Origin of the sequence: Nostoc sp., assembly GCF_036918245.1 — a bacterium.
GTDB lineage: Bacteria > Cyanobacteriota > Cyanobacteriia > Cyanobacteriales > Nostocaceae > Nostoc.
Genome location: NZ_JBALEF010000111.1, coordinates 19,073 through 45,329 on the forward strand (window position 1 = coordinate 19,073; position 26,257 = coordinate 45,329).

Annotated in this window: 31 protein-coding genes and 1 pseudogene; 11 read left to right on the top strand and 21 right to left on the bottom strand. The window is 41.8% G+C overall.

Annotated features, from left to right (window positions below; translation table 11 throughout):
* Positions 1-73: 73 nt before the first annotated feature.
* Positions 74-310: a hypothetical protein gene (locus V7L12_RS32115; RefSeq protein WP_335090616.1), complete on the top strand. Its 237-nt coding sequence runs from the start codon at positions 74-76 to the stop codon at positions 308-310.
* A gap of 68 nt (positions 311-378) precedes the next feature.
* On the opposite strand, the gene V7L12_RS32120 is transcribed toward V7L12_RS32115, so the two are convergent.
* Together V7L12_RS32120 and V7L12_RS32125 are read right to left on the bottom strand one after the other, a co-directional pair.
* Complete coding sequence (locus V7L12_RS32120) at positions 379-2,235, bottom strand: CHAT domain-containing tetratricopeptide repeat protein (protein WP_335090617.1); 1,857 nt, start codon at positions 2,233-2,235, stop codon at positions 379-381.
* An 81-nt stretch (positions 2,236-2,316) separates the two neighbouring features.
* Entirely contained in the window at positions 2,317-2,643 is a 327-nt protein-coding gene (locus V7L12_RS32125) for a hypothetical protein (protein WP_335090618.1), read from the bottom strand.
* Between the two features lie 335 nt (positions 2,644-2,978).
* Between V7L12_RS32125 and V7L12_RS32130 the strand changes: the two genes are divergently transcribed.
* Together V7L12_RS32130 and V7L12_RS32135 are read left to right on the top strand one after the other, a co-directional pair.
* Positions 2,979-3,683 (top strand): mobilization protein, encoded by a 705-nt coding sequence (locus tag V7L12_RS32130; RefSeq protein WP_292777714.1) that lies wholly within the window; start codon positions 2,979-2,981, stop codon positions 3,681-3,683.
* Positions 3,684-3,831: 148 nt separating this feature from the next.
* On the top strand, positions 3,832-4,554 hold the full coding sequence (locus V7L12_RS32135) for a class I SAM-dependent methyltransferase (RefSeq protein WP_335090619.1): 723 nt from the start codon (positions 3,832-3,834) through the stop codon (positions 4,552-4,554).
* A gap of 8 nt (positions 4,555-4,562) precedes the next feature.
* On the opposite strand, the gene V7L12_RS32140 is transcribed toward V7L12_RS32135, so the two are convergent.
* The 3 genes from V7L12_RS32140 to V7L12_RS32150 all read right to left on the bottom strand — a co-directional run bounded on the left by V7L12_RS32140 (position 4,563) and on the right by V7L12_RS32150 (position 6,814).
* Positions 4,563-5,120: a YidH family protein gene (locus tag V7L12_RS32140; protein ID WP_335090621.1), complete on the bottom strand. Its 558-nt coding sequence runs from the start codon at positions 5,118-5,120 to the stop codon at positions 4,563-4,565.
* Between the two features lie 265 nt (positions 5,121-5,385).
* The gene (locus tag V7L12_RS32145) at positions 5,386-6,042 is read right to left on the bottom strand and encodes a hypothetical protein (RefSeq protein WP_335090654.1); all 657 of its coding nucleotides are present in this window, start codon (positions 6,040-6,042) and stop codon (positions 5,386-5,388) included.
* Between the two features lie 61 nt (positions 6,043-6,103).
* The gene (locus V7L12_RS32150) at positions 6,104-6,814 is read right to left on the bottom strand and encodes a cadmium resistance transporter (RefSeq protein ID WP_335090623.1); all 711 of its coding nucleotides are present in this window, start codon (positions 6,812-6,814) and stop codon (positions 6,104-6,106) included.
* A 225-nt stretch (positions 6,815-7,039) separates the two neighbouring features.
* Here V7L12_RS32150 and V7L12_RS32155 point away from each other — a divergent pair, with 225 nt between their 5' ends.
* Positions 7,040-8,005, top strand: coding sequence for a LysR substrate-binding domain-containing protein (locus V7L12_RS32155; RefSeq protein WP_335090625.1), 966 nt, complete (start codon positions 7,040-7,042; stop codon positions 8,003-8,005).
* 106 nt (positions 8,006-8,111) lie between these two features.
* Here the strand turns inward: V7L12_RS32155 and V7L12_RS32160 are convergent, their stop codons facing one another.
* The 4 genes from V7L12_RS32160 to V7L12_RS33450 form a co-directional block, all read right to left on the bottom strand.
* On the bottom strand, positions 8,112-8,480 hold the full coding sequence (locus tag V7L12_RS32160; RefSeq protein ID WP_334816118.1) for a pentapeptide repeat-containing protein: 369 nt from the start codon (positions 8,478-8,480) through the stop codon (positions 8,112-8,114).
* Positions 8,470-8,784 (bottom strand): hypothetical protein, encoded by a 315-nt coding sequence (locus V7L12_RS32165; protein WP_335090627.1) that lies wholly within the window; start codon positions 8,782-8,784, stop codon positions 8,470-8,472. The genes V7L12_RS32160 and V7L12_RS32165 overlap by 11 nt, the downstream gene beginning before the upstream one ends.
* Positions 8,785-8,962: 178 nt before the next feature.
* Positions 8,963-9,493 (bottom strand): hypothetical protein, encoded by a 531-nt coding sequence (locus tag V7L12_RS32170; RefSeq protein ID WP_335090628.1) that lies wholly within the window; start codon positions 9,491-9,493, stop codon positions 8,963-8,965.
* A gap of 67 nt (positions 9,494-9,560) precedes the next feature.
* Positions 9,561-9,752, bottom strand: coding sequence for a hypothetical protein (locus V7L12_RS33450; protein ID WP_442947942.1), 192 nt, complete (start codon positions 9,750-9,752; stop codon positions 9,561-9,563).
* 224 nt (positions 9,753-9,976) lie between these two features.
* Here V7L12_RS33450 and V7L12_RS32180 point away from each other — a divergent pair, with 224 nt between their 5' ends.
* Genes V7L12_RS32180 through V7L12_RS32190 form a run of 3 tightly spaced genes read left to right on the top strand, consistent with a single transcriptional unit; the run spans position 9,977 to position 10,631 of the window.
* Positions 9,977-10,126, top strand: a complete 150-nt coding sequence (locus V7L12_RS32180) for a hypothetical protein (protein WP_335090630.1) — start codon at positions 9,977-9,979, stop codon at positions 10,124-10,126.
* A gap of 2 nt (positions 10,127-10,128) precedes the next feature.
* On the top strand, positions 10,129-10,395 hold the full coding sequence (locus V7L12_RS32185; protein ID WP_335090632.1) for a hypothetical protein: 267 nt from the start codon (positions 10,129-10,131) through the stop codon (positions 10,393-10,395).
* Positions 10,389-10,631 (top strand): hypothetical protein, encoded by a 243-nt coding sequence (locus V7L12_RS32190; protein WP_335090633.1) that lies wholly within the window; start codon positions 10,389-10,391, stop codon positions 10,629-10,631. Before V7L12_RS32185 ends, V7L12_RS32190 begins: the two co-directional genes overlap by 7 nt.
* A 76-nt stretch (positions 10,632-10,707) precedes the next feature.
* Here the strand turns inward: V7L12_RS32190 and aat are convergent, their stop codons facing one another.
* Positions 10,708-11,283 (bottom strand): leucyl/phenylalanyl-tRNA--protein transferase, encoded by a 576-nt coding sequence (gene aat, locus V7L12_RS32195; protein ID WP_335090634.1) that lies wholly within the window; start codon positions 11,281-11,283, stop codon positions 10,708-10,710.
* 103 nt (positions 11,284-11,386) lie between these two features.
* Here aat and V7L12_RS32200 point away from each other — a divergent pair, with 103 nt between their 5' ends.
* Positions 11,387-11,716 (top strand): hypothetical protein, encoded by a 330-nt coding sequence (locus V7L12_RS32200; protein ID WP_012410384.1) that lies wholly within the window; start codon positions 11,387-11,389, stop codon positions 11,714-11,716.
* Positions 11,717-11,778: 62 nt separating this feature from the next.
* Here the strand turns inward: V7L12_RS32200 and rpsN are convergent, their stop codons facing one another.
* From rpsN to V7L12_RS32230, 6 genes are all read right to left on the bottom strand, one after another.
* Positions 11,779-12,081 carry a 30S ribosomal protein S14 gene (rpsN, locus tag V7L12_RS32205; protein WP_104909185.1) on the bottom strand — a complete coding sequence of 101 codons (303 nt, stop codon included), beginning with the start codon at positions 12,079-12,081 and terminating at the stop codon, positions 11,779-11,781.
* Between the two features lie 37 nt (positions 12,082-12,118).
* The gene (gene nth / locus V7L12_RS32210; RefSeq protein WP_335090636.1) at positions 12,119-12,847 is read right to left on the bottom strand and encodes an endonuclease III; all 729 of its coding nucleotides are present in this window, start codon (positions 12,845-12,847) and stop codon (positions 12,119-12,121) included.
* Positions 12,823-13,923, bottom strand: a complete 1,101-nt coding sequence (gene rseP, locus V7L12_RS32215; RefSeq protein ID WP_335090638.1) for an RIP metalloprotease RseP — start codon at positions 13,921-13,923, stop codon at positions 12,823-12,825. Before rseP ends, nth begins: the two co-directional genes overlap by 25 nt.
* A gap of 117 nt (positions 13,924-14,040) precedes the next feature.
* The gene (gene serS / locus V7L12_RS32220; RefSeq protein ID WP_335090640.1) at positions 14,041-15,321 is read right to left on the bottom strand and encodes a serine--tRNA ligase; all 1,281 of its coding nucleotides are present in this window, start codon (positions 15,319-15,321) and stop codon (positions 14,041-14,043) included.
* Positions 15,322-15,514: 193 nt separating this feature from the next.
* A complete protein-coding gene (locus V7L12_RS32225) occupies positions 15,515-15,856 on the bottom strand; it encodes a hypothetical protein (RefSeq protein WP_292869300.1) in 342 nt (113 codons plus the stop codon).
* Between the two features lie 317 nt (positions 15,857-16,173).
* Positions 16,174-16,752 (bottom strand): DUF3611 family protein, encoded by a 579-nt coding sequence (locus V7L12_RS32230; protein ID WP_335090642.1) that lies wholly within the window; start codon positions 16,750-16,752, stop codon positions 16,174-16,176.
* Between the two features lie 647 nt (positions 16,753-17,399).
* On the opposite strand from V7L12_RS32230, the gene V7L12_RS32235 reads away from it, so the two are divergent.
* Together V7L12_RS32235 and V7L12_RS32240 are read left to right on the top strand one after the other, a co-directional pair.
* Entirely contained in the window at positions 17,400-17,747 is a 348-nt protein-coding gene (locus tag V7L12_RS32235; RefSeq protein ID WP_334816091.1) for a PadR family transcriptional regulator, read from the top strand.
* 52 nt (positions 17,748-17,799) lie between these two features.
* Positions 17,800-18,330 carry a cofactor assembly of complex C subunit B gene (locus tag V7L12_RS32240; RefSeq protein WP_334816089.1) on the top strand — a complete coding sequence of 177 codons (531 nt, stop codon included), beginning with the start codon at positions 17,800-17,802 and terminating at the stop codon, positions 18,328-18,330.
* A gap of 450 nt (positions 18,331-18,780) precedes the next feature.
* Here V7L12_RS32240 and V7L12_RS32245 read toward each other — a convergent pair whose 3' ends face one another.
* Entirely contained in the window at positions 18,781-19,098 is a 318-nt protein-coding gene (locus tag V7L12_RS32245; protein ID WP_041566316.1) for a DUF3155 domain-containing protein, read from the bottom strand.
* A 286-nt stretch (positions 19,099-19,384) separates the two neighbouring features.
* On the opposite strand from V7L12_RS32245, the gene V7L12_RS32250 reads away from it, so the two are divergent.
* On the top strand, positions 19,385-20,734 hold the full coding sequence (locus V7L12_RS32250) for a GAF domain-containing sensor histidine kinase (protein ID WP_335090644.1): 1,350 nt from the start codon (positions 19,385-19,387) through the stop codon (positions 20,732-20,734).
* 118 nt (positions 20,735-20,852) lie between these two features.
* On the opposite strand, the gene V7L12_RS32255 is transcribed toward V7L12_RS32250, so the two are convergent.
* The 4 genes and pseudogenes from V7L12_RS32255 to V7L12_RS32270 form a co-directional block, all read right to left on the bottom strand.
* On the bottom strand, positions 20,853-22,094 hold the full coding sequence (locus tag V7L12_RS32255) for an S-layer homology domain-containing protein (RefSeq protein ID WP_335090646.1): 1,242 nt from the start codon (positions 22,092-22,094) through the stop codon (positions 20,853-20,855).
* A gap of 414 nt (positions 22,095-22,508) precedes the next feature.
* Positions 22,509-23,138 (bottom strand): annotated as a pseudogene (locus V7L12_RS32260) (S-layer homology domain-containing protein); the annotation flags it as partial.
* Between the two features lie 1,646 nt (positions 23,139-24,784).
* The gene (locus tag V7L12_RS32265) at positions 24,785-25,498 is read right to left on the bottom strand and encodes a conjugal transfer protein TrbI (RefSeq protein ID WP_335090648.1); all 714 of its coding nucleotides are present in this window, start codon (positions 25,496-25,498) and stop codon (positions 24,785-24,787) included.
* Between the two features lie 403 nt (positions 25,499-25,901).
* On the bottom strand, positions 25,902-26,186 hold the full coding sequence (locus V7L12_RS32270) for an NACHT C-terminal helical domain 2-containing protein (protein ID WP_442947941.1): 285 nt from the start codon (positions 26,184-26,186) through the stop codon (positions 25,902-25,904).
* Positions 26,187-26,257 lie beyond the last annotated feature (71 nt).

The following is a 26,257-nucleotide window of genomic DNA, read 5'->3' on the forward strand; positions in this document are numbered from 1 at the left end:
CAAGCAAGCCACAAGTCTAAAAAACTGGTGAACGAGTATCAAAGACTCATTAATGGAGTTCAGAACCTCTTTAATGAAGCTCAAAGACTCTTTAATGAAGCTCAAAGGCTCATTAATGGAGTTCAGAACCTCTTTAATGAGTATCAAAGACTCATTAATGGAGTTCAAAGCCTCTTTAATGAAGCTCAAAGGCTCATTAATGGAGTTCAGAGCCTCTTTAATGAGTATCAAAGGCTCATTAATGGAGTTCAAAGACTTGTGGATGAATCAGCTTAGCGCAAAAGAGGCGATCGCTCATACAAATTTTTAAAGATAGGCGACAGATACCAACCTGAAAAGCCAGATTAAATTCTGACTTTCTTAATTACGAACTACGGATTACGAATTACGAATTAAACCTTGCACTCTCGCTACAATTTGCCTCAAGGCATCAGCATTAGGGGATTGGATACGCTGAAATATCTCTAAGGCTGACTGTAAATAATCTAGCGCTTGACTGTAATTACCCTGTTGTTCTGCTAAATTCCCTAAACGCCACAATGTATATGCCTTGCCTAAAATATTATCAATTTGCTCATGAAGGCTAAAAGATTGTTGAAAAATGTCTATTGCTTCGTTTATTTCTCCTGTCTTAGCTTTGAGTTTCCCAAGTTCCACCAACGTCCAGGCTTTGCCTTTAATACTGCCCATTTTCTCATGGAGGATAAGGGTTTCTTGAAAAAGATTTATTGCTTCGCTGAACTCACCTATGTCGGTTTTGAGTATCGCCAGTGCAAGCAACGTCCAGGACTTGCCTTGATCACCGCCAATTTGCTCCCAGAGGACAAGGGACTGTTGAAAAAGAGCTATTGCTTCACTGGTTTCTCCTGTATTAGCTTTTAGCCTCCCCATTTCGTGCAACGTCCAAGCCTTGCAAGCCTTGCCTTGGATTTGTTCAGGGACAGCAAGGGCTTGTTGAAAAAGGTGTATTGCTTCGTTGATCTCACCCCTCTCAGCTTTGAGTGTCCCTAGTTTGAGCAATATCTCAGCTATACCTTGAATATCACCGATTTGTTTACGGAGAGTAAGGGATTTTTCTAAAAGGACTATTGCTTCATTGGTTTCTCCGGTATCAGCTTTTAGCCTCCCTATTTCTAAAAACTGGGTAGAAACAGAAAGCGGTGGTGCTGGTTTACGTCCACGAGTCCGCAAAGGTGTGACTAATGAACTTGGTAAATTACCTCCTGCATAAAAACGCAATAAATGCCAATCCCGCGCCTTGTTCTTAATTAATGCTTGGTATGTACAAGCAACAGCCTCGGTGATTTGCTTTCCGGCTGATAATTCCTGATATAATGCGGCTGCTGCGGCTGTAGCATCAGGATCTAAAACCTTTTGACCCCAACCCAAAACCGCCTTTGCACCCGATTTGAGCAATTCTTCAGCCATTGATGGCACAGATCCCGAATTGCCAGCTTGCCCAGTGCGACAACCAGAGAGGAAGATCAGTTTAGGCAGTCGAAATTGTAATTCTTGAGCTATATCCCCAGCACTGGCATAGAAAGCTTCACCGATTTCGGTTTCTGTAATAAAGCGGGGTTGCCCATCTTGTAAAGTAGCATGACCCGTCAAGTGTAAAACATCAAAATAACCGCTGTCGTAACCATCGACTAAATAACCCAACTCCGACAAACAGCCGCTTTCTTCCACCGTCAGCGCTAAAGGTTGCCGCTTTGTCGCCTCCAAAATCCGCGCTTCCTCTCCCTCAAAATCCAGCACAGGTTTGACATCCAAAGGCGAAGTTGCCATAAACAAAACTTGCAGCGCCCGGTTTTCTGGTTCACCCTCAAAAGTCAATTTTTTTACCGTGCTATCTGACACCCAACGCACCGGGACAATAGCCGGGACTCGCTCAACCAAAAAGCTAACACCATCGTGCAGGACTTCCCAAGGCAGATGGGCGAGTTTTTCTGTTACGGCGATCGCTAACACAATTCCTTCCCACCGATACTTATCTAGCAAGGGTTGTAGCCAGCGCTCGCTCCCATCCAACCAGTTATACAATCGCCGTCCAGTTACCGTATAATCCTCTGGGAAAAACGAAACGTAATAATCTCTCTCAGCCAACTTAATCAAATCGGTGATTTCTGATAGAGGAAGCGATCGCTTTTCATACTGATTTGGATTATCAATAAAGTAACGTAGCTCTACGTAATTCTCATCAACTGGCTTGAGGTCGAGGTGGAGCGTTTGCACGTTCTCAATCCTGAGACTTTAGTATTTACCCCAAGTCTACCACCCCCAATTCCGCAACAACAGACGCGATTAATCGCGTCTCTACGATTCTAAAATTTGGCGAATCTCTTCCAAGGTTGCATCCTCTAAAAGGATACGTCTACCATTGCGCCCGACAATCAACACCTTTTCAATTCTTTTACCAGACTGCTTGGCTTTATACTCTTGATACCACTTGCGGATTTGTTCAGCAATGGCGATCGCACCCCCAACAATACCAACGATGGTAGCAACTGTTGCTGTTACTCCTTCTCTTTCGGGTGCATCTGAACTCACTGCATAGTTACCAGATATACCAGGAATTGCCAAAAGCGCCTCTGTTGCTGCGATCGCATCTTTCCCCTCAATCGCCAACTGAATTTCTGCCATAGTGTTGATCTGTAAGTAACTCCAGGCTTATTTTAAACAACATCCCAAGGCAGTTTCTTCTAAAAATTCCTAATTCTTGTCGTAAAGAATGTCTGAAAACCTAAATTTTCGGTTTTTAGTTATCAATCAACTTACAACAAGGGGCTTAAGCCCCTTGTTTTGTCTTAGTCTGCGCAGACAGACTTTAACTGTGTAAAATGAGACTGTTGAAAAACTATATCCAAATCACGGTTATACTTTCTCATAAAACCACCAAAATACTTGGGCCAATGGCCAAAAAGTTCTTAGTTTGGGAAAGATATATCAGACTTTAATAACTATTAGAGGTGGCTGTAATGCCGACGATTCATTTTGTGGATGGTGAAAAAGGCGGGGTAGGAAAGTCTCTCTTTGCCAGGACAATGATTCAGTATTGTCTGGATAAGAGAATCCCATTTGTACCAGTGGAGACAGATAGATCGAATCCAGATGTTGCAGGGGTATATAAGGAGATATGTAAGTATGCTGTGTTTAGTGAGAATGAACGACAGGCAAATAAGGCAGATAGAATATTTGAGTGGGCGATAGAGAAGCCAGTAATTGTGAATTTAGCCGCACAATCGCATAGAGCAGTACAAGGGTGGATTGAATCTAATCAATTACTTGAACTAGGAAGTTCACAGGGAGTTCTGTTTTGCAAATGGTTTGTATCGACAGGAGGATACGACAGCATCAACCTGTTTACTCAGTCAGTGAATACTTACGGTGAGAAAATCCCTCATATTCTGGTGAGGAATTTAGGGCTGTGTGATGATTGGGAGCATCTAGAGTCAGACTCCAACTATCAGAACATAGTAAATAAATATCAGATAAAAGTTATAGATTTTCCGAAGTTAGCATACAGAGAAAGAAACATAATTGACCAAAATCGCCTGACTTTTGCAGAGGCTAGAGAGTATAAAGAATTTGGGATAATTGGGAAACAGAGAATAGTGAATTTTCTGAAGCTTGCTTATGGTGCTTTTGAGAAAGTAGGTATCTGGTATGAAAAAGTTGAGTAGCAGCCATTAGTCATTGGTCATTAGTACCAATGACTTCGGACAAACCTTAGCAGGAGATTAAATGGGGGTGCGATGGTGTACCCGCCCGCTGTAGGCGATCGCTTTGCGAATTTGACTACAATCCTTAGAAAGAGTAGCAAAAACCTAAATGTCTAAAAAGCCCGATTCGCAGTTCCAAAATCTCTTTAGTTCACCCAAATCAACCAACTGGGACGAAAGATTAGCCCAAATAGCCTATCGTTTTAACCGAGAATATCAACGTGAAACCTTTGAACTCCCAGCAGAAGTACAGGCGATGCCGATATTCCGCGAGTGGATTGGAGGTAGTTTTTCAGGGAGAATTGCTTCCCCTTTCTGGGAAATTGCTAAACCTCAAAAAAACCAGCACTGTATAGATATTGGCTGTGGGATCAGCTTTTTAATCTATCCTTGGCGGGATTGGCAAGCATTTTTTTATGGGCAAGAAATTAGTAATGTGGCACGTGATACCCTGAATTCTCGTGGGCCGCAGTTGAATTCTAAGCTGTTCAAAGGTGTTGAGTTGGGAGCAGCCCATCAGTTAAACTATTCATCAGAGCAGTTTGATCTAGCGATCGCCACAGGATTTAGCTGCTATTTTCCCCTCGAATATTGGGATGCTGTACTAGCAGAAGTCAAGCGGGTGTTAAAGCCAGGCGGACATTTTGTGTTTGACGTTCTCAATCCAGAACAGCCTTTAGCGGAAGATTGGGCAGTTCTGGAAACCTATTTAGGGGCTGAGGTGTTTTTAGAGCCTTTGCCTAAGTGGGAAAAAACGATTAAGGCCGCCGGTGCTAAAGTCGTAACGCATAAATCAGGGGAATTATTCGAGGTGTATAAGGTGCGATTTTAAAAATCTTATTACTCAGGGATAAGTGGACTCATTGGATCTAAAGAAGTTGTAAAAACAAAATAGATTACCCCAGCGCCGAGAATCATCACAGCCAGACTGAACAGTAACACCCATCGGTCTGTTGGTTCGTAAGTATCTTCTTCGATATCACGACGGACAGCAAAATAGTGTACTGTTGAGAGCCACACCGTGATTAAACCCACCAGCGAGAAGACTAAACCTAACTTCCAGCCGTTACCAGGACGGGGTACCAAAGGTACTTGGAAGGCACGCAAACGCACGATGACGACACCAAAACCTAAAAGAGCGATCCCTGTCCGCATCCAAGCGAGGTAGGTACGCTCATTTGCCAAGTGATCTCGGATTCTGGACGGATTCAGTCTTCCTGGCTTTTTTTTATCTTGATCTTCTTCTGTAGGTTTCAATTTTAACTGCATCAATAACACCCTTATCCCCAAAGCGGCTTTTCTCAAAAAAATGCGGAGGTAGTAAGAAATCTCTTTCCAGATGACTTGCAGCCAGCACAATAGTTGCGCTACTGAAATATACTTGTTGTGATTGTACATTTTTTCCAAAATTTATTTTAATGCAGATATCGAAATAAAACAAGCCTGACCGAATAATTCGGAATTCGTAATTTATGTTATGGAGCAACTGTAAGTAATAAGGGTTCATAAAGAAAACAGCCAATTTCAGAGAGATTTTCACCAGTGTTTGTCCTGTTTTTCTCTGAAATTGGCTGTTACCCTGTTGAAATTGAGAACAATCTATAAACAGTTACAAGTCTAAATTTCTTACCATACGCCTAGTAACTGTTGAGTGTTCAATGATTTAAGACTTCATGATAGGCGCATTGGGAATACGTGTATCTATTATAGCCTGTGAGACATTCGGGATAAACCAGTTAACTTCGTTAGCTTTGACAATTTGAGCATTAGGAATGTTGATTTCAATTGCAGCAGTATCTGGATTAGTTTTAATTGCTAACTTACTGCCATCAGGTATCTTAATAGCTACTGCCTCTGTAAATTCTTGAGCTTGTCCATCTGCGGTTAAACCTGCAATTGTGGCATCATTTGGCAGATAGAAGCCATCACAATCCCAGTTATTTTTAGTGGACTGACCATCAGCTAGAAAATATAGACCGTTCTCGTACATGGCATCTTCATCCTCTTCCTCATTTAGTCTTTTGCCATATACTGCTATGGTGTTACCTGTTTTATTTTCGCATTGACCCCAATTAATTCCTGTCTCTAAAGCATATTTTTGGAATGTTAACTCATCGATTTTCTGCTGAATTTGCTCTGGCGTGATACCTTCTACTTGAGTTTGGGCTTCTTTGACCTTAGTTAGTTCATTAAGTGTTTTCGTGACTTCGATGTAATCAGGGTTTTTGCTAAATTTTGCTCGATCAGCAAAAGAAGGTTGAGCAAAGGCGAAATTAGCGACAATCATTAAGAGAATTAGCAGAGATTTCCAGATTTTCATGTTTTGATTCCTATTGATGGGTAAAATATTTTGCTGTTGGGAATTCATGATGTACTTCTTTTTAGACAATAAATTTTTCTTGTTCTTCACTTGATGGCTGAGTATTGAAACCTAAAATTAATGAGAATATATAACTAGAAACTACAGATAAAAGAGTCCAAGTAACATTTTCTGTGACAATAAACACGCCCAAACCAATCAAGATACAAGGTACAAAAGTATTACCATTTTCAGTTAAAAAATTGGCGATCGCAGGCAAGTAGGTTAATTTGTAAGCGGTATAACACCATACACCCACTAAGGTAAAGAATACACTTAGTATCACCAGCAGACTATCTAATTCTGAGTTGGCAAACAGGGGTACATAGACACTGATATTATCACTACCATTGGCAAAGGCGATCGCAGCTACATTACAAGTTTGCGGAGAGAGAAAACTGCTAACTATAGAGGGACAAGATGGCTCAGTTTCTTCTTCGGCTTCCTGTGGTGAATCCTCTTCGCGTTTTAGTAAACCGCTCACACCAATGATTATTGGCATAAAACCAAGTAGTCTAATCCAGTCCTGCGGTATGATTAGTCCACCGAAGAAACCAGGAAGGCTAGCAACGATCAATGCTGCAAAACCGAGATACTGACCAGCAACGATGTGACGACTACGAAACGTTTTAGTTATTTGCGAAAAAAGCAATGTCAGAACGACAATATCATCAATGTTGGTGGCAGTGAATGCGGTAATCCCTGTGGTAATTGCAGTTACTAAATCGTTCATTTGTGAATGTCCTTATTTTCATGCTGGGGAATTGGGCATGGGGCATTGGTTGTTCTCCCTCTGCTTCCCCTGCTTCTTCCGCTCTCTACTTGGCCGTTTGAGTCCGTGCCGAAGCCTTGATTTATACTTTAGTCAAACTAACCGATAGAATCAAATGCTTTTATTTGTCAAAATGATAAATGAAAGTGATTAAAATTTTGACACCAAGTCTTAGGGATACGATAAATGGCAGGAATGACGCTTGAGCAGCTAAAAATATTTCTGGCTGTGGCGCAGAACTTACACTTCACTCGCGCAGCAGAGGAGCTTTATATTACACAACCTGCGGTCAGTGCAGCGATCCACAACTTAGAGCAAGAATACGGAGTGAAACTATTCCATCGGATTGGTCGCCATATCGAGATTGCTGAGGCGGGTAAATTACTGCAAGTAGAAGCGCAGAAAATTCTCGATCAAGTTTCCTTGACAGAAAGGGGATTGCGAGAATTGAACAATCTGCAACGAGGTGAATTGAAATTAGGATCGAGTCTGACAATTGGTAACTACTGGCTACCAAGTAAGATTAGTGAGTTTAAGAGCCAATATCCTGGTATCCAGATTGACTGTACCCTTGCCAATGCAGAAACGATTTGTGTCGGTACAGCGATGGGACAGTTTGATTTAGGTTTGGTAGAAGGAGATGTGAAGCCAGCGCTTCAGAATACTCTGGAGTACGAAATAGTGGCGAGCGATCGCTTGCAAATTGTGGTTGGTCAAAAACACCCTTGGTTTGAGTGGGGAGAAATTGACTTAAGCCAACTAACTCAAACTCCTTGGGTGATGCGGGTGCGGGAATCTGGTACACAGCAAAGGTTTGAGGAAGCGTTGCAAAATTGGGGGATTAATCTCAGCGAACTGAATGTAATTTTAGTGTTCGCCAGTGGTGAGATGGCAAAAGCCGCGATTGAAAATGGCGTAGGCGCAACTGGAATTTCTGAGTTGATGGTAAAAAAAGAAATCCAGTTGGGGACTTTGCGGGCAATTCGAGTTATTGATAACAGAGAAGGCAACGGTGCAATCGCAGAAATAGTTCGACCTTTTTTCAAAATCAAGCATCGTCAGCGTTTTCAAACTGCTCTTTCCAAAGTCTTTGAACAAATTTTGATATCGTCTATGTTAGATGGCTCACATCAACATGTGTCAGTTATTTAAAGGGGATTGGGGATTGGGGATTGGGCACAAGAGGCAGAGGGGCAGAGGCGAAAAACTTACTGCAACTGCTTCCTGCTCCCTCATCTCCCCCAGTTCCCAATCCCCTTCACACCTTCTGCATATTTCTACTGATGGGGTCAAAACCTCTAGAAAACCGCGTACTTTCATCGTAGTAAGCGCCAGTCAGATTCGCTCCATACAACTTGGCATAGTTGAGTTTTGCTCCTCGGAGATTTGCTTCATTCAGATTGGCACCGCTCAAATTAGCTCTGGTCAAATTCGCTTTGGCTAAGTTAGTTCTACTCAAATCTGCTCCCCAGAGTTTAGCTTTAGCTAGGTTAACTCCACTTAAGTCAGATCCCCATAAATTAATTCCAGGCAAATCGGCTCCAATCAGCTTGTCCTTACTCAAGTTGACGGCTGGAAAATATCTTTCCCCTGCGGCAAAACGCCTTTTTAATTCTTCAGCATTCATGCGTCGCGTTGACCTTTCTTAGCAATACAGAAGTTATTTGTTCCCACTCCTGGCTTAGTTCTCCTGAAAATGCTGGCTGACCACTGCGTTGATACCAGTAATGGGCATTTTTCAAATCGCCTTCTTTGCGGTGTAGGTAAGCATGAACCCAGGCACTATCAGCATCGCTGGCATCTGTAACTATTTCATGAGCTTTGTTCCAATCACCTTTGTTGTCATACCACATTGCTTGCAGCCCTTTTGATAGTGTCTCAGGACATGGGCGCTGCTTTTCCATCAATCGCAGGAATTCCTCTATATTCACGATCGCCACCCAACAAGAATTAAACTTCTATCTCTAAGATACTCCTCAGCTTCAGGGGAAGATGGGATTGGGGGAGCAAGTTGCAGTAAGTTTTTCCCCTCTGCCCACCCGGTCAGCGTTAGGGGTTCCTGCCATAGACCTCTGCCCCTCCGCACCTTGTGCCCAATGCCCTTCATCTCTACTTAACTGGAATAACTTCAAACTGGAAAGTACCGATCAAACGGTCATCAATATAGACTTCTATTCTATGCTTACCAACTGGATCGCCAGGGGCGATTGTCCAAAAATTCTCAATCACACCTTCTGGAGCCGACTGTGTGCGCCGTGTTACAGATGTCTTGCCGTCTACTGATATTGAGAAATCTTCACCATTATCTGTACCCCAAGTTTCTGGAGGTTTTGGTAAATACAAGACCTCACGCCATTTCACTTCACCTTGGTAGTCTTTGAGTTTAATCCGCCACCCGTAGGTGTTTCCTTCCTGAAGTGGCACTCTTGTTGTCTGGAAAATGGTAACGTTTCCTTTGGAGTCAACTCTCTTTAGACCAAACTCGGTGTTACTGACAGTAATCTGTTTTGCATTCGTTGGCGGCGGAGATGATATGGCATTTTCTACCAAAACAGAAGTAGCGTTGATTGGCTCAGAACCGATGACCCCAGATATTAGCCAAAAAGCAGCTAGCACAGCAGTAGTAGTCCAAATTCTCATTAGTATGGTTTTCCTGTCAGACTTTTGGTACTTATTCAAGTAATCTGCCATGTTTTCCGGGTCAAGGTTAGCGATGGTTAGACAAAGACGAAATTGCTTTCAGAAATTTAGCGGATTTAATCAACCCACTGACTTTGGTTAACATCCAATCTAAAATCAGTAAATCATAATCTTGGCGAAAGGCAAACCATTGCGCCGTCGTTTCTCCATCTGCGTAGGCGTAGCCCGCCGTAGGCATCGCATCTTCTTGTATACCCATTCCTTACCGTCTTACTCTACGAGACACTCCACGAACGGGACAGTGTGGCATAAATATAGTATTCTGAATCCTGAATTCTGAATTCTAACTCCTTGTTTATATCTTCCTTACTTCATCACACTTTGTACATGAGATACCAAGTTGGCGGTAGCCTCCACAGTGACGATCCCAGCTTATGTTGTGCGTCAAGCAGACGAAAAACTTTATAATAGAGGACACAAAGAATGAAGACACTAGCGACTCTTGGTATCCTCTACCTCCAATATCTCCCGTGCCTACCGATGATAGTCGAGAACATGACATTTACATCTTTTGTTGGAGAGCATCCAGGCATCATTGCTCAAGAAAAAGGATTCTTCAAAGCCAAGCGGTAGATGTGGAACTAATTCATAAACAATACCCTCAATTGGAACAAGCAAACTTCAATGCGGCTAAATATGATGGTATTACATCGTCCTTGGGAAATTTTATAATCTTGAGTGCCACAAATCCAGATATACAAAGCGTGATCGTTATAGATGAATCAATAGGAGCAGATGTAGTAGTTGCCCAATCAAAAATTAAAACCGTCGCTGATTTGAAAGGGAAAAAGCTGGGTGCAAATCTAGGTGGTTTTAGCGAAGTTTTCGTACTGAAATGTTGAAAACTGCCAACTTAACCAGTGATGATGTGAGCTTGGTTAAATTAGAGGCTTTAGAAATTCCTCAACGCCTGAAAAATAATACGATTCAAGCCGGACACACTTGGGAACCCCATCTCTCTGAAGCGATGAAATTAGGGGGAAATATCCTATTTACGAGCAAACAAACCCCTGGCTTGATTTTAGATTTGATTATCTTTCGCGGTGAAATAATCCGCGATCGCTATTGTAATGATTAAAACATTTTTTATAGCAATACCTTCATTCCCGGCACCACTACATCAGTAACAATCACATCCGGCTTTTCTTGCAAAATTATACTAAGTTATAAGTACGTTGCAACGCTTGCTGAAGTAAAGATTGATATTCTTCATCCCCAACCCGATAAGCACCGAACCTTTCCAAATGGGGATTCATCATTTGGGCATCAAAAAACACAAATTCCCTCTGACGCAATCTTTCTACCAACTTTACCATCGCTACCTTTGAACCTTCAGGAATGCGGTAAAACATCGACTCGCCAATAAAAGCCCCACCAATCACAATCCCTAAAATTCCCCCGGCTAATTCGTCACCTTGCCAAGTTTCAAAACTATAAGCATAACCCTTCTGGTAAAGCAGCCAGTAAATCTTTTGTAATTCCGGTGAAATCCAGGTTGTCTCTCTGTCAGCACAGCCAGCCACTACAGCCTGAAAGTCTCGATTAATCGCCACACTAAACCGCTCTTGATTCAGAACGCGCTGCAAAGACTTGGGGTAGCGAAACCTCTCATCCAAAGGAATCAAAGTCCGATCGCGACTTCCGTACCAACTCAGGCGATCGCGCTCATCAGCCATGAGAAAATAGCCTTGTGCATAGCCCTCAACAATAGCGGCGATATCATATTGCATAAATAAATATAAAAAAACACTCTTAGAAACGCAATTTGATGCTAAAAAGTCAACCTCAGCGTTCCTCTGCGTTTCCCTCCGCGTCCCTCTGCGTTAAAAAAAAATGACTCAACCAATTCCACCCATCACCCTACCACCCCCTGAAAACCCCCTGCTCGAAGGTGAATGGTTAAGAGAACGCTTACAACGGTGGCTAGATACAGAATTTATCCCCGAAGCAGTCAACCAAAATATAGCCCAACGAGCCGCACAGATTTTTGTGCGTCAACGGATGGAAGGAGAAAATGACCTTGGTTCTCTAGTAATTGCCATTGTCACAGAGATGCAGTCCTATGATTTTTCCAATAGCTTCTACGGAGAGTTTGCGATCGCCAACGCCGTCAGCGATCTACTCTTAGAAAGTCTGGGAATTGATAAGTGTTGTGGTCAATAATTTTTGTCATTAGTCATTTGTCCTTTGTCCTTTGCAAATGACTAATGACTAATGACTCTTGACTACCAACTAGACTTAACAACTCCAGGTAAAAGACCTTCATGCGCCCATTCTCGCAGTACGTTCCGAGATAACCCAAAATCGCGGTAAACACCTCTAGAACGACCAGTCAACCAGCAACGGTTGCGGTGGCGGGTGGGCGCACTATTCCGGGGTAGCTGTTGAATCTTCCGGTGGATTTCTAGCTTATCCAAAGGAGATGCTGCACTTCTGAACTCTTCCAAAAGAGCTTCTCGCTTGTCAGCATACTTTTCTATCAACTTGGTGCGCTTTTTCTCGCGCTCAATCAAGCTCTTTTTTGCCATATATTCTCTAACTTATTTAAAGACACCGTTTTCCATTCTACAGTCTCTCCATCAATTCTGGGGTTACTTGTGTCGCTGACCCTACAACCACTGGCTTATTTGCAGCAGGACATAAATCGGCAAGTTCACAAGCAACACAGACGGGAGAGCGCGCTTTACAAATAGCACGACCGTGATAAATCAGCCGAATTGACCAATTTTCCCAATCAGGCTGAGGCAATAAACCCATTAAATCTTGCTCAATCCGAAGGGGATCTTTTGCTTCAGTTAAACCCAAACGTTCGCACAGGCGCTTAACGTGAGTATCTACTGTCACCCCAACATTAATGCCATAACCATGACCCAAGACTACATTTGCTGTCTTTCGCGCCACACCTGGAAGCTTTAATAATTGCTCCATTTGGTTGGGGACAACAGAGTTAAACTCAGTGACAATCATCCGACAAGCAGCTTGAATGTTCTTGGCTTTATTGCGATAAAACCCTGTTGAACGCACCAAGTTTTCTAATTCTACTAAGTCAGCGATCGCTAAACTCTCAGCATCAGGAAACTTACCAAATAAAGCTGGTGTCACCTTATTTACCCGCTCATCAGTACACTGAGCAGAGAGAATCGTTGCCACTAACAGTTGTACTGGGGTTGAGTAATTCAAAGAGCAGGTAGCATCTGGATAAAGACGCTTCAGACGAGCTAAAATTTCTATCGCCCGTTGCTTTTTAGATAATGATTTGCGGGTAATGCTCACTGGAACAATTTTTGTACCCACTCCAATTGGCTAGTTAATTGAGTAGTTTCTTTGACGATCAGAAAAATTCCTAACCCTAAGAGTAACACCAAACCGGTTTGCATTACACCTTCTTGAATGCGGGACGGTACAGGCTTACCGCGTAAACCTTCAATCAGCAGAAAAGCGAGTTGTCCGCCATCCAAAGCTGGTAAAGGCAAAATATTGATAATAGCCAAGTTAATGCTGATAATTGCAGCAAAAGACAACAAATTTGCGCTATTGTCCTCAGCTAATTTTGCACCTATTTTGACAATATTAACTGGCCCAGAAACTTGTCCAGCAGTTTGTTGAAAGTTGGTAATTAACTGCCCAAAACCGCTGAGTGTCCCAACAAATAATTGTTGAAACCTGTCAGCTGCAATGCCAAAAATTTCAAAAGGACTATTAGGACGGCGATAAACTGCTGTAGCATTTGGACTAAGTGCCACACCAACTACACCTTTGCCATCGGCTCCCAGTTTTGGCGTTAATTTCAGGGTTTGTTGTTGGTTTTTACGCAGAATTTTCAGTTCGATTTGCTGATTGGGATGAGTTTGAATTTCTTTAGTCAGCAAAGGAGTTGACTTGTCAGAAGCCGAGAGTTCTTGACCGTTAACAGCCAGAATAATATCTCCTTCTCGAATTCCTGCTTGATAAGCAACAGATTCTTGATTAACAGGCTGTACAACGACACCAGCTTGATAGTTTAATTCCTTGGGAATGCCGACAATACCCAATTGCAGAGCCAACACCAAGTAGGCAAATATTAAATTGGCGATTACTCCGGCACTGATAACTATCGCCCTGTCTAAAACTGGACGGTTACGCAGCAGATTCGGGTCATTGGGTGGAACATCGCTATCGGGATCATCATCGGGAAAGCCCACAAAGCCGCCCAAGGGAAAGGCACGGACAGCATATTCGGTTTGTGAACCTTGGTACTTCAAAAGAACTGGGCCAAAACCCAAAGAAAAACGGTTAACGAGAATGCCTTGAGAACGTGCTGCAACAAAATGCCCCAACTCGTGTACCAAGATCAAAACAGCCAAGACTGCGATCGCTGCTAAAACTGACATAGAGTAAATTAGTGAAGATATTAAGCTATAGTTATCTCCATTCTAATTGGGCATTGGGTATTGGGCATTGGGCATTGGGCATTGGTAAAAGACAAAGGACTAATGACTAATGACAAATTACAAAACTTCACGCCCAAAATAAGGTTGCAGCACTTCTGGTATCTTCACCGTCCCATCAGGTTGTTGATAATTTTCCAAAATTGCTGCCATCGTCCTTCCTACCGCCAAACCCGAACCATTCAGAGTATGTACGAACTGAGTACCTTTCTTCCCCGCCTCTTTGAAGCGAATATCAGCCCGTCGTGCCTGGAAATCTATAGTATTGGAACAACTAGAAATTTCGCGGTATTTGCCAGAAGATGGCAACCAAACCTCTAAATCATAAGTTTTGGTAGAGGCAAATCCCAAATCTCCAGTACTTAAATTTACTACTCGGTAAGGCAACCGCAATGCCTGTAAAATTGCTTCTGCATTCCCTACCAATTTCTCCAATTCATCAAAAGACGTACTGGGTTCGACAAACTTCACCATTTCCACCTTGTTAAATTGATGCAGGCGAATTAATCCCCGCATATCGCGCCCATAACTACCAGCCTCGCGGCGAAAACAGGGAGTAAAGGCACAGTGGTAAATAGGCAAATCTTCAGCAGCAAGAATTTCACCCCGGTAGAGATTTGTAACTGGAACTTCCGCCGTCGGAATCAGCCATAAGTCATCATCAGCGCATTTAAAGCTTTCTTCCGCAAACTTGGGTAACTGACCGGTCGCCGTCAAAGACTCAGTATTGACTAATAGAGGCGGACTGACTTCCACATACCCAGCTTGAGTATGGAGACTCAGCATAAATTGAATTAATGCCCTTTCCAATGCTGCACCAGCGCCTATCAATGTCACAAATCGACTTTGGGCAACTTTTACAGCTCGTTCAACATTGAGAATACCCAGCTTTTCGCCAATTTCCCAGTGAGGAAGAATATTCTGATTTTGGGGAATGTACTCATCACCCCAACGCCGCACCTCTACGTTATCTTCCTCATTCTTACCAAGGGGTGTAGAGTCGCTTGGCAAGTTGGGAAGGGCCAACACAAGTTGAGCAATTTCAGCTTTGAGGTTTTTTTCCTGGGGTTCCAGTTGACTCAACGTCGCTTTGACAGAGTTCCCTTCATCCCGCAAAGCTTGAATTTCTGGATCTTGAGGATTGATCCCAGATTTAATCTTCTGCCCGACAATTTTACCAATTTCGTTGCTCCGGGCTTGGAGTTGACTACGCGTCCCCTCAAGTTCCCGTTGTTGCCGATCTAACAGTAATATCGGTTCGATGTCGTATTTACCATTACGACTATTCAATCGTTCTTGAACTAATTGCGGATTTTCCCGTATTTGCTTAATATCCAGCACAGATTTTTCTCAGTTTTTAGCCTAAAATCTTCCTGTCAATACAGTTAACACATAAGCATTTAGCATATAGTAATTTTGCTTTGCTGTAACTGCAAAAACAAAGTTTATTAGAAAAATCAGTTTCAATCTCTGAGCAAGATTTTACCCTAGCATCACTGCCAGGGCTAAGAAACCATATAATGCATTAAACCAATCATGAATTCGTATTTTGAGTCACTGTCGTTTCAGAAACCTGAGCAAGACTTTGATCATTACCATTATTGTTATCAACGGCTGCAAACGTCCTTTGAGTGATATTCGGTGGTTCCTTATCGTCTCTAGTTTGTCCAGGTGAAGGTAACCAGTATGCAAGCACACCTGATAAACCACCCCAGTAAAGCGCAATATTCTTATCGTCCTCTGCTGGCGAGCCAAGCTTGAAAATGCACAGCCCCAATACGATGCTACTAAAGAAAACCTGTACGCCAAATCTCCATACGTCTTGATTAAATTTCTGTGCTGGTTGATTTCTCATGGTGTCAAATTGATTTTTCATGGTGTCAGACTTCTAAAAAAGGTACATATTATCCCTGTGCTAGTTTTGGCATCACCTACTACTACAGCTTGGCAAAATTCCTAATTACGCTCGTACCTTTACAGGGATCTTGTTACGCGCAGCGTGCCGTTTTCCTGACTCGCTAACGTAATTTGTAATTCCTATACCGCAAGCGTTCCATTGATTTGAATTACGCAGTGCTGTACTAGTAAGATGTTTTTCAAGGATTATGTAGTTATCTTCACACCCAGTTTTGTCCGTTTCGGAAAAATTATGATTAACTTCTTTAGACTTTTGAAAACTCAGCACTCATAATATTAGGGTCGGTTAATCCGATTGAGCAACCAAAGTGACGCAATAAGCCCTGCAAAGTGGGCTGAGACGGTGTTAGTGTTTGCCTGTACTACAAGCATATCTAGACCGCTAATAATTCGGGTAGGGTCAAAAAATTGGGTAGTTATAGCTTGGGGAGAAATGGATCTTGCTACCAGTGTTCCAACGATCGCTTGCGCCCCCAAAAGAGTTACCAGCGTTCCTCCTAAATTCACCCACACCCCTAAGCATAATACTTGCACAGTCTCGCTTTTCCGAGGGCGGTTGCTGGGATTGGAGGATTCCAATTGCTTGCCAATTCTCGTGTAACGGTAAGCTAAATAAATCCCCCCACCTAAAACAACCAGTCCACAAATTGCTAAAAATACGCCAAAGCCAGTCCCAGGATTATTACTAGAACTGCCAGTTCTTTGATTAAAGATGGCGAACAGCAGCACAATTATGCTAGAAACAACGCCTAGTACTAGCTGAATCCAGAAGCTAATCCAACCTGTAAGGCGAAAAGTTTGGGCAATTGCCCTAAGAGTTGAGGAAGATGATGGGGCATCGGGAGTTTGTGACATAGCGATCGCTAATATGCTGGGTGCTTGATTAAGGAAGGCGAGGACGAGAGGACGAAGGGATGCGAGGACACGGAGAGTTCTTTCCCTACGTTTCCCCTAGTCTTTAGCGCCTTCTTTGATAAATTTACTATCACACTTGCCAAATAAGACAAGAAATTCTGCGAACGAGGAAATCAGAAATGGTTACTGCTTAAATGTGTATACCGACGTAGCAGCTTGCTCCCAGATATATCCCTTAGCTGAAGATTTTAGAATTTGTATTGGGAAAATCACTGTAAAACAAAGTGTTTATTAAGTTTTACAGACAAAATAGCATTTTACCTGTAAAATTTCTTCGATGGCATTTTATTGCTTAAGCAGTTCTAAGCAGCTCGGCATCAGTTAACACCAAGATAGTGACTTGCTCACTGTCTGTTCGCTCCTCACCACACCGTATCGAGCTTGAGTGGGGGTACATTATTTTGTGCCCCTAAAACTCGCAAACTCACCCCACAACTTCACAGGCGTGGGTAATTGTTTGATGTTTACGCAATGGATATCTAGTCTAAGTAGCTTTATATGTATTACTCACGTAGTAGTAGCACTGTATACTGGCTACAAGGATTGTAGACTTTACCCTAAGGCCTTTTTTTAGCCATTCACTAACCATGAAACTTGAGGATATATATCAATTTTTTGAGAATCCTCCGCCAACTTACCTTTGTCAGGAACTAGCAGTTTGTTACATACTGTCTGTTTTATTACAAGGTGAATCCTACGGAACCGAGTTGATCGAGCAATTAGAAACTGAGTATCCCGTCTATCGGCTTTCAGATACCGTACTTTACAGTGCAATCAAATTTCTGGAAGACCAAAGGGCAATCACTGGATATTGGAAGAAACTCGAAGGACGGGGACGCCCCAGGCGGATGTACCAAGTTTCTCCCGAATGGCAAGTTCAAGCTCAGAATTTAGCTTTTCAATGGCAAGACTACATCAACGTGAGGAAAAAGTAACGAATAATTGATAATGAATAAGTCTCCTCCAGTCAAACACTAACAATTAGTTATGGATACTGCTATTCTGCCATCTACGTTCCTGCTAACCTTGTTGTTATCGGTTGGGCTGTTTTTCTTTATTCGTGCCTCGACTAAAGACCGTACAGAAATAGCCCAACTAGTATCTGAGCAAGATGAAGCTGTTTTAATGTCTCAATTAAAAGAGTATTTTCGATTGCGGTCTTACCAAGTGGCAGTGGTAGACCGAGAACAAAATCAGGTAACTTTTGAAGGTAATGTTCGCCCTAGCTGGTTCTTAGCTATATTTCTAACTTTACTGGCAGCTACTGGGATTGTTTGTCTATCTTTGGTTGCATCCCTGCTTTTTCCTAGCCTCAGTACCCTTGTTCTGGCGATGGTACTGCTGTCGCCTTTAAGTGGTCTATTTTATTGGAAAAAATCTGGAAGACTTGAGAAGGTGTCGCTCAAAGTAGAAACAACTCAGAGCGAACAAACCTCCTCAAGTAAGATCACTGTAGTTGCCCATCGAGATGAACTCAGTGAGTTACAGAGGACTCTACAGCTCAAGCCTGGGAAATAATTGTTGATTCTTGCGACCATCTCTTAACTATGATATGCAGACTTCTGACCTAACCTACTCTTTAGGCAATGGAAAGTAGTCAGGAGAAAATCAAGACTGCTGCTTTGTCAGTTTTCCCCACGACTTGGGTCGTGGGGAAAAAATTTAAATTCATTAACTTAAATTCATTGACAGAGCTTACTTAACCATCTACGGCATAAGAGCGCAACTTCACTAGCACTTTTAGACGCGCTTGGCTCTATACCCACTCCCTTCTGCATCATCAAAGTAGTATCAACCCATGCAATCTAGCGTGGTTTGAAACAGGTTCACTTTCCAACTACCTGGACTAGATTTACTGGCAAATCAGCTACAAACTAAAAAAAAATTAAATTTTGCATAAACTTAGCAATTTTGCCAGTTAATAATAGTCAGGAGCCACATTCAATGCCTAAGATGACCATCTATGGTTCACCGACTAGCTAAAGCAAGAGGTTCTTGACCTGGTGAAGGTTCTAACACCCTCAAACTAGGAAACAAGAAATGGTTTTCCTCTACGTATTGAGCACCAAACAGTCCCTTTTCTGCCCAGAAATAACGATCTGTAGTGTGTTCATTTCGCTTTACAAGTAGCAACGCTGGTGGCAAAATTCCTTCAGCTTGAATGAATCTTCTCGCTGCTGTCACAGGCTTTTCTTCACCACTTTCGATGCTATATTGAGGCACGTGCTCCAAAATGCGCCGTCCTTCCTGACGACGACGACTCTTCCTTTTGCGTCTCCTTGCCAATCTATTGTCCTCCTCTTTCAAGCTATAGATTGTAGTGATAGCTACAAAATACGTCGTCATTATATAGGTTCTAGTTCAGAAGATCAATAGTTTTTAACCTTTTAATATAAGAAAGTTAATATATTTGAAACATAGAGAAAACAAAATTACCTAAGAATATAATCCCTTAGTACAAACCATCTCTAAGAAAATTTTAGTTAAGCTTTATTAAATGAGTGAGGTAAAAATTAAGTATCCTCTCTTACATCATGCCTCAAAATCTATAATCTTGAGCAAAAGCTAAAAAATGTTAATGTCTGCCAGTTCCGATTTTCTTGCTCTGTGTCGAGAGCAAATAGCGCTACTAACCCAAGGGCTGGGAGCAACTTTAAGTATTGTGTACCTAACACAAGAATTGGTAGATACTCCTTCCGGCGATGCCAAACTGATTCCTGTAGTGATTTACCCGGAAACAGCATTATTACCCCAAGGTGAGGAAACTATTGAAGCGACGGCATACAAGCAACTTCAAGTTGGAAATGCGTTTATATTACCCAATCATCAAGGAAGGTTATTGACACCGGGTTCAGAATTTCCAACTTCGTCACAGGAGTCTGAGATACCAGATGCGTCTCAACCCGATCTTAAAGAGGAATACCTACTTAGTGGCAACCAAATTGTTTTACCTCTGATTTATGAGGGTGTGATGATGGGGTTACTGGTGACACGCAGGAAAGACCGGGCGTGGAATGAACACGAGCAAAGTCAGATTCAGCGGATAGCCCAAACATTAGCGATCGCTTGTATTTTAGATCAGCGACGAGCATGGTTTGAGCAACAGTTGCATGAACAACAAATTCTCCAAGAAAAACAGCGGGATTTGTTGGATAACCTGTTGCATCAGTTTCGTAACCCATTAACGGCGTTGCGAACTTTTGGCAAACTGCTATTGAAGCGACTACAACCAGCAGACACCAACCGGGATGTAGCAAATAGTATTGTCCGGGAAAGCGATCGCCTCCAAGAATTACTGCAACAATTTGAGCAAGTAATTGACTTGACAGAGGCAGATTTAGCACCACTACATCTACCGGAAGATGAAGTATTTGTAGAAGCAACTATCCAAAAATCCGCTAAACCGCCGCTATTATTACCGGGAACGGGAGATAAAGCAGTTGACTGCTCCTTAGCAGATATATTAGAACCATTATTAATATCAGCCAAAGCGATCGCCCAAGAGCGAAAGCTAAAACTAATAACTGAAATTCAACAGAATTCATCCCTAGTACGTGCCAATGTCAAAGCATTACGAGAGGTATTGACTAACATTATTGATAATGCTTTGAAATATACTCCCACTGGTGGCAAAATTCTGATTCAGGCTGGGCAAGAAAAAGCTAATTTTCAGGGAATAGTTATTAGTGATAATGGGCCTGGCATTCCACCCCAGGATTTAGAACATCTTGGAGAACGGCATTATCGGGGTGTACAAGCGCAAACAGAAATCCCTGGCACAGGTTTAGGGTTAGCGATCGCTAAACAATTGATAGAGCAAATGCAGGGCGAAATCGAGGTTTTCAGCCCTGCAATCAACTCTAAGCTAACGTCGCCCGATGCACCGGGAACTACTTTTATTATTTGGTTGCCGGAAGTTTAAAATTAACATTAGTCATTTGTCATTTGTCTTTTGTCATTTGTAAAGACTAATAACTAATAACTGAAGTTAAGAGTTGGTCATTTGTTATTTGTAAATACTAAATACTAATGACTAATAACTATCTTAGTGAAACCAACAAGTTTTGATTAATTGTCATTTGTAAATCGGTATTTGGGTCAATGGCAATTAAGTCAACACTATTCTTGCCGAAGAACAGACCAACCAACGCACCGATACCAGCACCACCCAAGACTTCTTCTGTGGCAATGGCGCGATCGCCAGTGACAGCAGATACCGCAGTAGCTGCACCTGCGCCCAATACAGTATTTTTGATAATTGAACCAACACTAGTACCTTTCTTGACGGTTTCAGTTTTGGTAATCACTTCAGAACTAGCATTAAGCTGATACTCTTGACCATTGGCCAAAACTAATTTCTCGGCAACGAATTGAGAACCGCCTGTAGCAGGTTTGAGTTGACCAACAACTTGGCTACCAGCAGGAATCACTACAGATCCGTCTTGTGTCACCACGTTTTGGGATACTGTCAATGTCAAGGGTGATGTTTCATCCTTTGTAACTAGAATTTTTTCTGCCTTGTCATACTTCACAGGAATAGTAGTCCCTTGGGCAATTGTCACTGATGCAGGTGTTGGGGTAGTAGATCCGACAGCCACAACATAGGGTGAGTTAATTGCTGAGGCTTGATTAGAACTAACCAATGCTTGGTAGATAAAAGCTGCTACCTGCGCGCGAGTGGCAGTTGCAGTTGGATTCAGGAAGTTCACGTTCGGATAGTTCACCACAATTCGCTTTTGGGTTGCTGCAGCGATCGGGCTACGGGCATAGCTAGCGATGTTAGAGGCATCGTTGAAGTATTGTAGAGTGCTTTCGGGATTGCCACTGGCACTATATTCCAGACCGTTAGCGAGGGCAACCAAAACCTGCTCGCGGGGAATAGCTTGGTTAGGCTCAAAGCGATTACCAGGATATCCAGATAAGAAACCAATAGTATAAGCTTGCCCAATCGCACTGGATGCCCAATAGTTGCTAGGTACATCAGCAAAACTGATTGGCTGCCGTTGCTGTGCTTTTTGGAAAGCTTTGTTGACCATCGCGGCAAATTGAGCGCGTGTCACCGGTTCTTCAGGGCGGAAGCTACCATCAGGAAATCCGGCAATTACACCTCGCTGTGACAATTGTTGAATAAATTGTGCCGCCCAATAGTTAGATGAAACATCAGAAAAAGTAGTTTGAGCTAAAGATGGCGAAGCTGTAATGAAAGGCGCTACAGTACCGACTGTGACGCTCAAAGCCATGAGTGCAGCTGTTCTAGATTGCCAACGATTTAAGTTAAACATTATTTTTTTCTCCGGTACAATTATTTTTTTACTGTTAATTAGTTAGACATTTACTAAAGTATAAGGTTCCTAATTGTTTTGCTTTTTGTACAAACCATTACTTTAGTCATACAGTCATAATTAAAAAATCTATGCCAAACGAACTAGCTAATAGAAGTAATGTAATCATCCTATTACCTATTAGCAACTTTTCAAAAATCTAGATATTAAGTGAGACGATACAGAGATATAATAGTTGCTGTTAAATAGAAAATTTTATGGTTAAAAGTATAGGCGATCGCACACTCTAGTTAAGGTAGCGATCGCCTATTGAATAACTATTTAAGTCAACAGATTCTAATTGTGACTAATACAGGTGTTGAAGTAGTAGACCCGACAACTACTGTATATGGCGAGTTAATTGCTAAGTTTTAACACAACATAAGGCGAGTTAATTGCTGAGGCTTGATTAGAACTAACCAATGCTTGGTAGATAAAAGCTGCGACCTGGGCGCGAGTAGCGGTTGCAGTCGGATTCAGTAACTTTACATTAGGATAGTTAACTACAATTTGCTTTTGGGTTGCTGCTGCGATCGGGCTACGGGCATAGCTAGCGATGTTAGGGGCATCGTTGAAGTATTTCAGAGTGCTTTCGGTATTGCCACTGGGACTATATTTCAGACCGTTAGCGAGGGCAACCAAAACCTGTTCGCGGGGAATAGCTTGGTTAGGCTCAAAGCGATTTCCAGGATAACCAGATAAGAAACCAATAGTATAAGCTTGCCCAATCGCACTGGATGCCCAATAGTTGCTAGGTACATCAGCAAAACTGATTGGCTGCCGTTGCTGTGCTTTTTGGAAAGCTTTGTCGATCATCGCGGCAAATTGGGCGCGTGTCACCGGTTCTTCTGGGCGGAAGCTACCATCAGGAAATCCGGCAATTACACCTCGCTGTGACAATTGTTGAAGAAATTGTGCCGCCCAATAGTTAGATGAAACATCAGAAAAAGCAGTTTGAGTTGAAGATAGCGGGGAGCATCCCACTTTGATGGGTTTGTCTTGCAAAGGATAATTCACCGACTCACAAACAAAACCTGCCGAATTAGCCTGTATAGAAGTCCGCGTTGGCGGATTTCGTTTATCTGGCTGTGATTTCCAATCGTCAGATATTTTTTCAAGAGTGGGATGCTTACTTAAAAACTCTGAATCTGCAACAATATCGTGAGATCCCTTAACATTTATCTTAGAACTATTGAGATAGATATTATAGTCATAAACAACGTTTTTGTTTTTAGTGTTATTATTAATATTTTTTCCAGGAAAAGCATAGAGAATATTCCTGAGAATTTTGACATCAGATGACGTATGAGCAAATATTTGCCCACCATTAAGTTCTGGACTCTGATTATTTAAAACAGCTGTGTTATTTACAATATCAACATGATCGCTAAAAAATGAATGAATCCCCGATCCACCATTATTAAATGCAAGATTGTTTTGAACTAAAGTACGTCCTTTATACGCACCCAATTTGGAGTTATCTTGATTTCTTGTACTATCGATAATAATGCCATTACCGTCTGTAATTTTTCCGACTGCAATCCAAGGGATATACATGCGATTGTTGTAAGTCTTGTTGTTAGTAACAAACATCTTGTATCCCTGGTTGTTGTCAGAATTCCAATTATTCAACATTGAAATTCCACTAGAACCATAAACACCATACCAGGCATTATTAAATACCACATTATTATCTATTGTCACATAGTCTGCTTGAATCGCTGAAATACCTGCTCCTCCACAGTCATGCACTTTGTTGTTCAAAATACGGATGTGATGAACATGACCATTCGTTCGACCATCAACATTGATACAATTTCCATTAGTCAGTGGGTTTTGTTTGTTAGTCTTCTGACTCATCGCATAATCAAGGGTTATATTGGCATTGTTTCCTATAACCTCTAACCCGTTGATCTCAATATATGAAGCTTTATTTGAAATCGAGATACCATTCCATGTATTGTGCTTAATTTTTGGGAAATGCCCAGGATATGCTTTATACTTAATCCATGCATTTGCAGTTCCAGAACGTTTAATATTTACTACATTTCCAGCTTTGCCTGTATTTGTGTATACTCCGTTCATAATCAACACTGTATCGCCAGGGTTGGTAAGGTCTGCTGCCTTTTGAATTGTCCTAAAAGCTGATGAAGTAGAGAATCCGCTATTATTGTCGTTTCCACTACCACTAACATAGTATGTTTTAGGTGTTGAATTCTTGCTGATTAGGTTGTCATGGCTGGATAGACTCATTTCCTTGTTTGTGGATACGTGACGGACGTTTTCTACTAAAGATACTTTTATATTGTCTCCCGGTATCAAAAGACTTAATATTACCGGAATTCCAAGATATGTGCTTAAACCGAAACCTTGAATTACCATCAGAATAGGCTCCTCAATCGCTACTACTTAAAAAAAGTATCAGGATATTCCATAATTTTGAATACTCTTTTAGATACAGAATACAATAGAGCCAACTTTTAAATAAGTATTCCAAGAAATATCGATACTGATTAAGACGATATAGAGGTGGAATAGTTGCTGTTCAATAGAAATTTTTATGGTTAAAAATAAAGGCGATCGCACACTTCAGTTAAAGTGGCGATCGCATATAAGGGATGATTAAATTCACAACTTGAATGAAGTTAAATCTAGTAGCGGGATTGTGGTACTAAATTCAAGTTAGAATTCAATGTGAGCTTTAAATCCTGTTCAGGTCTGATGACAAAGGCATTTCCTTCTTTTTTCCGCAATAGTACACTAGCACCTGCACCCGCAGCCGCACCAATAACAGGTTTTAAATCGTCAATTCTGTTGTTGCCAGTAATTAGTGAACCTAAAAGACCAGCACCCCCACCAATAGCTGCATCAGTTAAAACCTGACTGCTGTTGGGCCCCTGTTTAACTCTTTGAGTTGTGGTGTATGTCCGAGAAGTTGCATTAATCGACTGACGCTGACCATTAGAAAATTCTAATTCTTGAGCGACAAACCTTACGCCTTTTCCTTGGTTATCATCTCTATCTCTAGAATAACCATCTAAGTCAACAGGTTCTAGCCGTCCATTTATTTTAGTACCAGCAGGAATTAAGACATTTCTATTCCTATCGATAATGTCATTGGCAATTCTCAAGGTTAGAGATTTACTTTCCCCAGGAGCAATAGTAATTGTCTCTTTATCGTAGGTGACAGGAAAAGCAACTCCAGAAGGAATGGTAACGTTTCCGTATTGTCCAATTCTGTCTTGGTTAATTCTATATTGTGCATTAGCAGGAGCCAAGCTCAATAGGGGACTAATGACGGTTGTAGTAACCGCCATTGCCATAAGTGCAGCAGTACCAGATTTCCATTGATGTATGCGAGTCATAAGAGGGTTGTCCTTTGTGTATGTGATGTATGTAATGACGAGGATTCACTGAGTTTGTTTCTGACTGTTTTTGAACCTGTCTATAGGCGTATACAAGTACTTATTATGATGGGAAGTCTGTGCGATCGCACAGGTGTAGCCCGTCCTAGACATCGTTGTTCAGAATTTGTATCCTGCTAATGTGCGTTACTAAAATCAAAGGTGAGACACTCATAGGACGCAAAATGAGTATTATTTTGTTCCAGAATGCTGTTTTATTACTTATGTCCACATATCTTAAGCCATCGAATAGAGGCGAATAGGCTGACTGCGAACTATTACTTTTATTATAAATTTATTTGCTAAGAATTGGAAACTATTTTCGCTTTCTTAACAAATGATTTAGTATCTGCTATGTGTGTATTTAAGATTGCTGTTGGCGCTGTTTAATCTCTGCGATCGGTAATAACAAAGTATCTTCTATTTGCTGTCGCACTTTCCGGCTAACATAACAATCGCTATTTAGGCAATCTACCAGTATTTTGCTGGCATTATAATACTGGTTCAGTAATTTCTTTTGTTCGTGGCTGAACTGCCAATCATAACCAATATTGCGATACTTAATCATTACCTCTCTTAATTGCTTAATCCAAGCCTGACTATTAGATTGACACCATTTGTCAAATTTTTGTAAGGATTCAGGTGGCAGAGTATTGACAAGGGGGACACTTGAGGGGGAGTATCACAAATATGAACCAAAACCTGCCTCAAGATATAGAC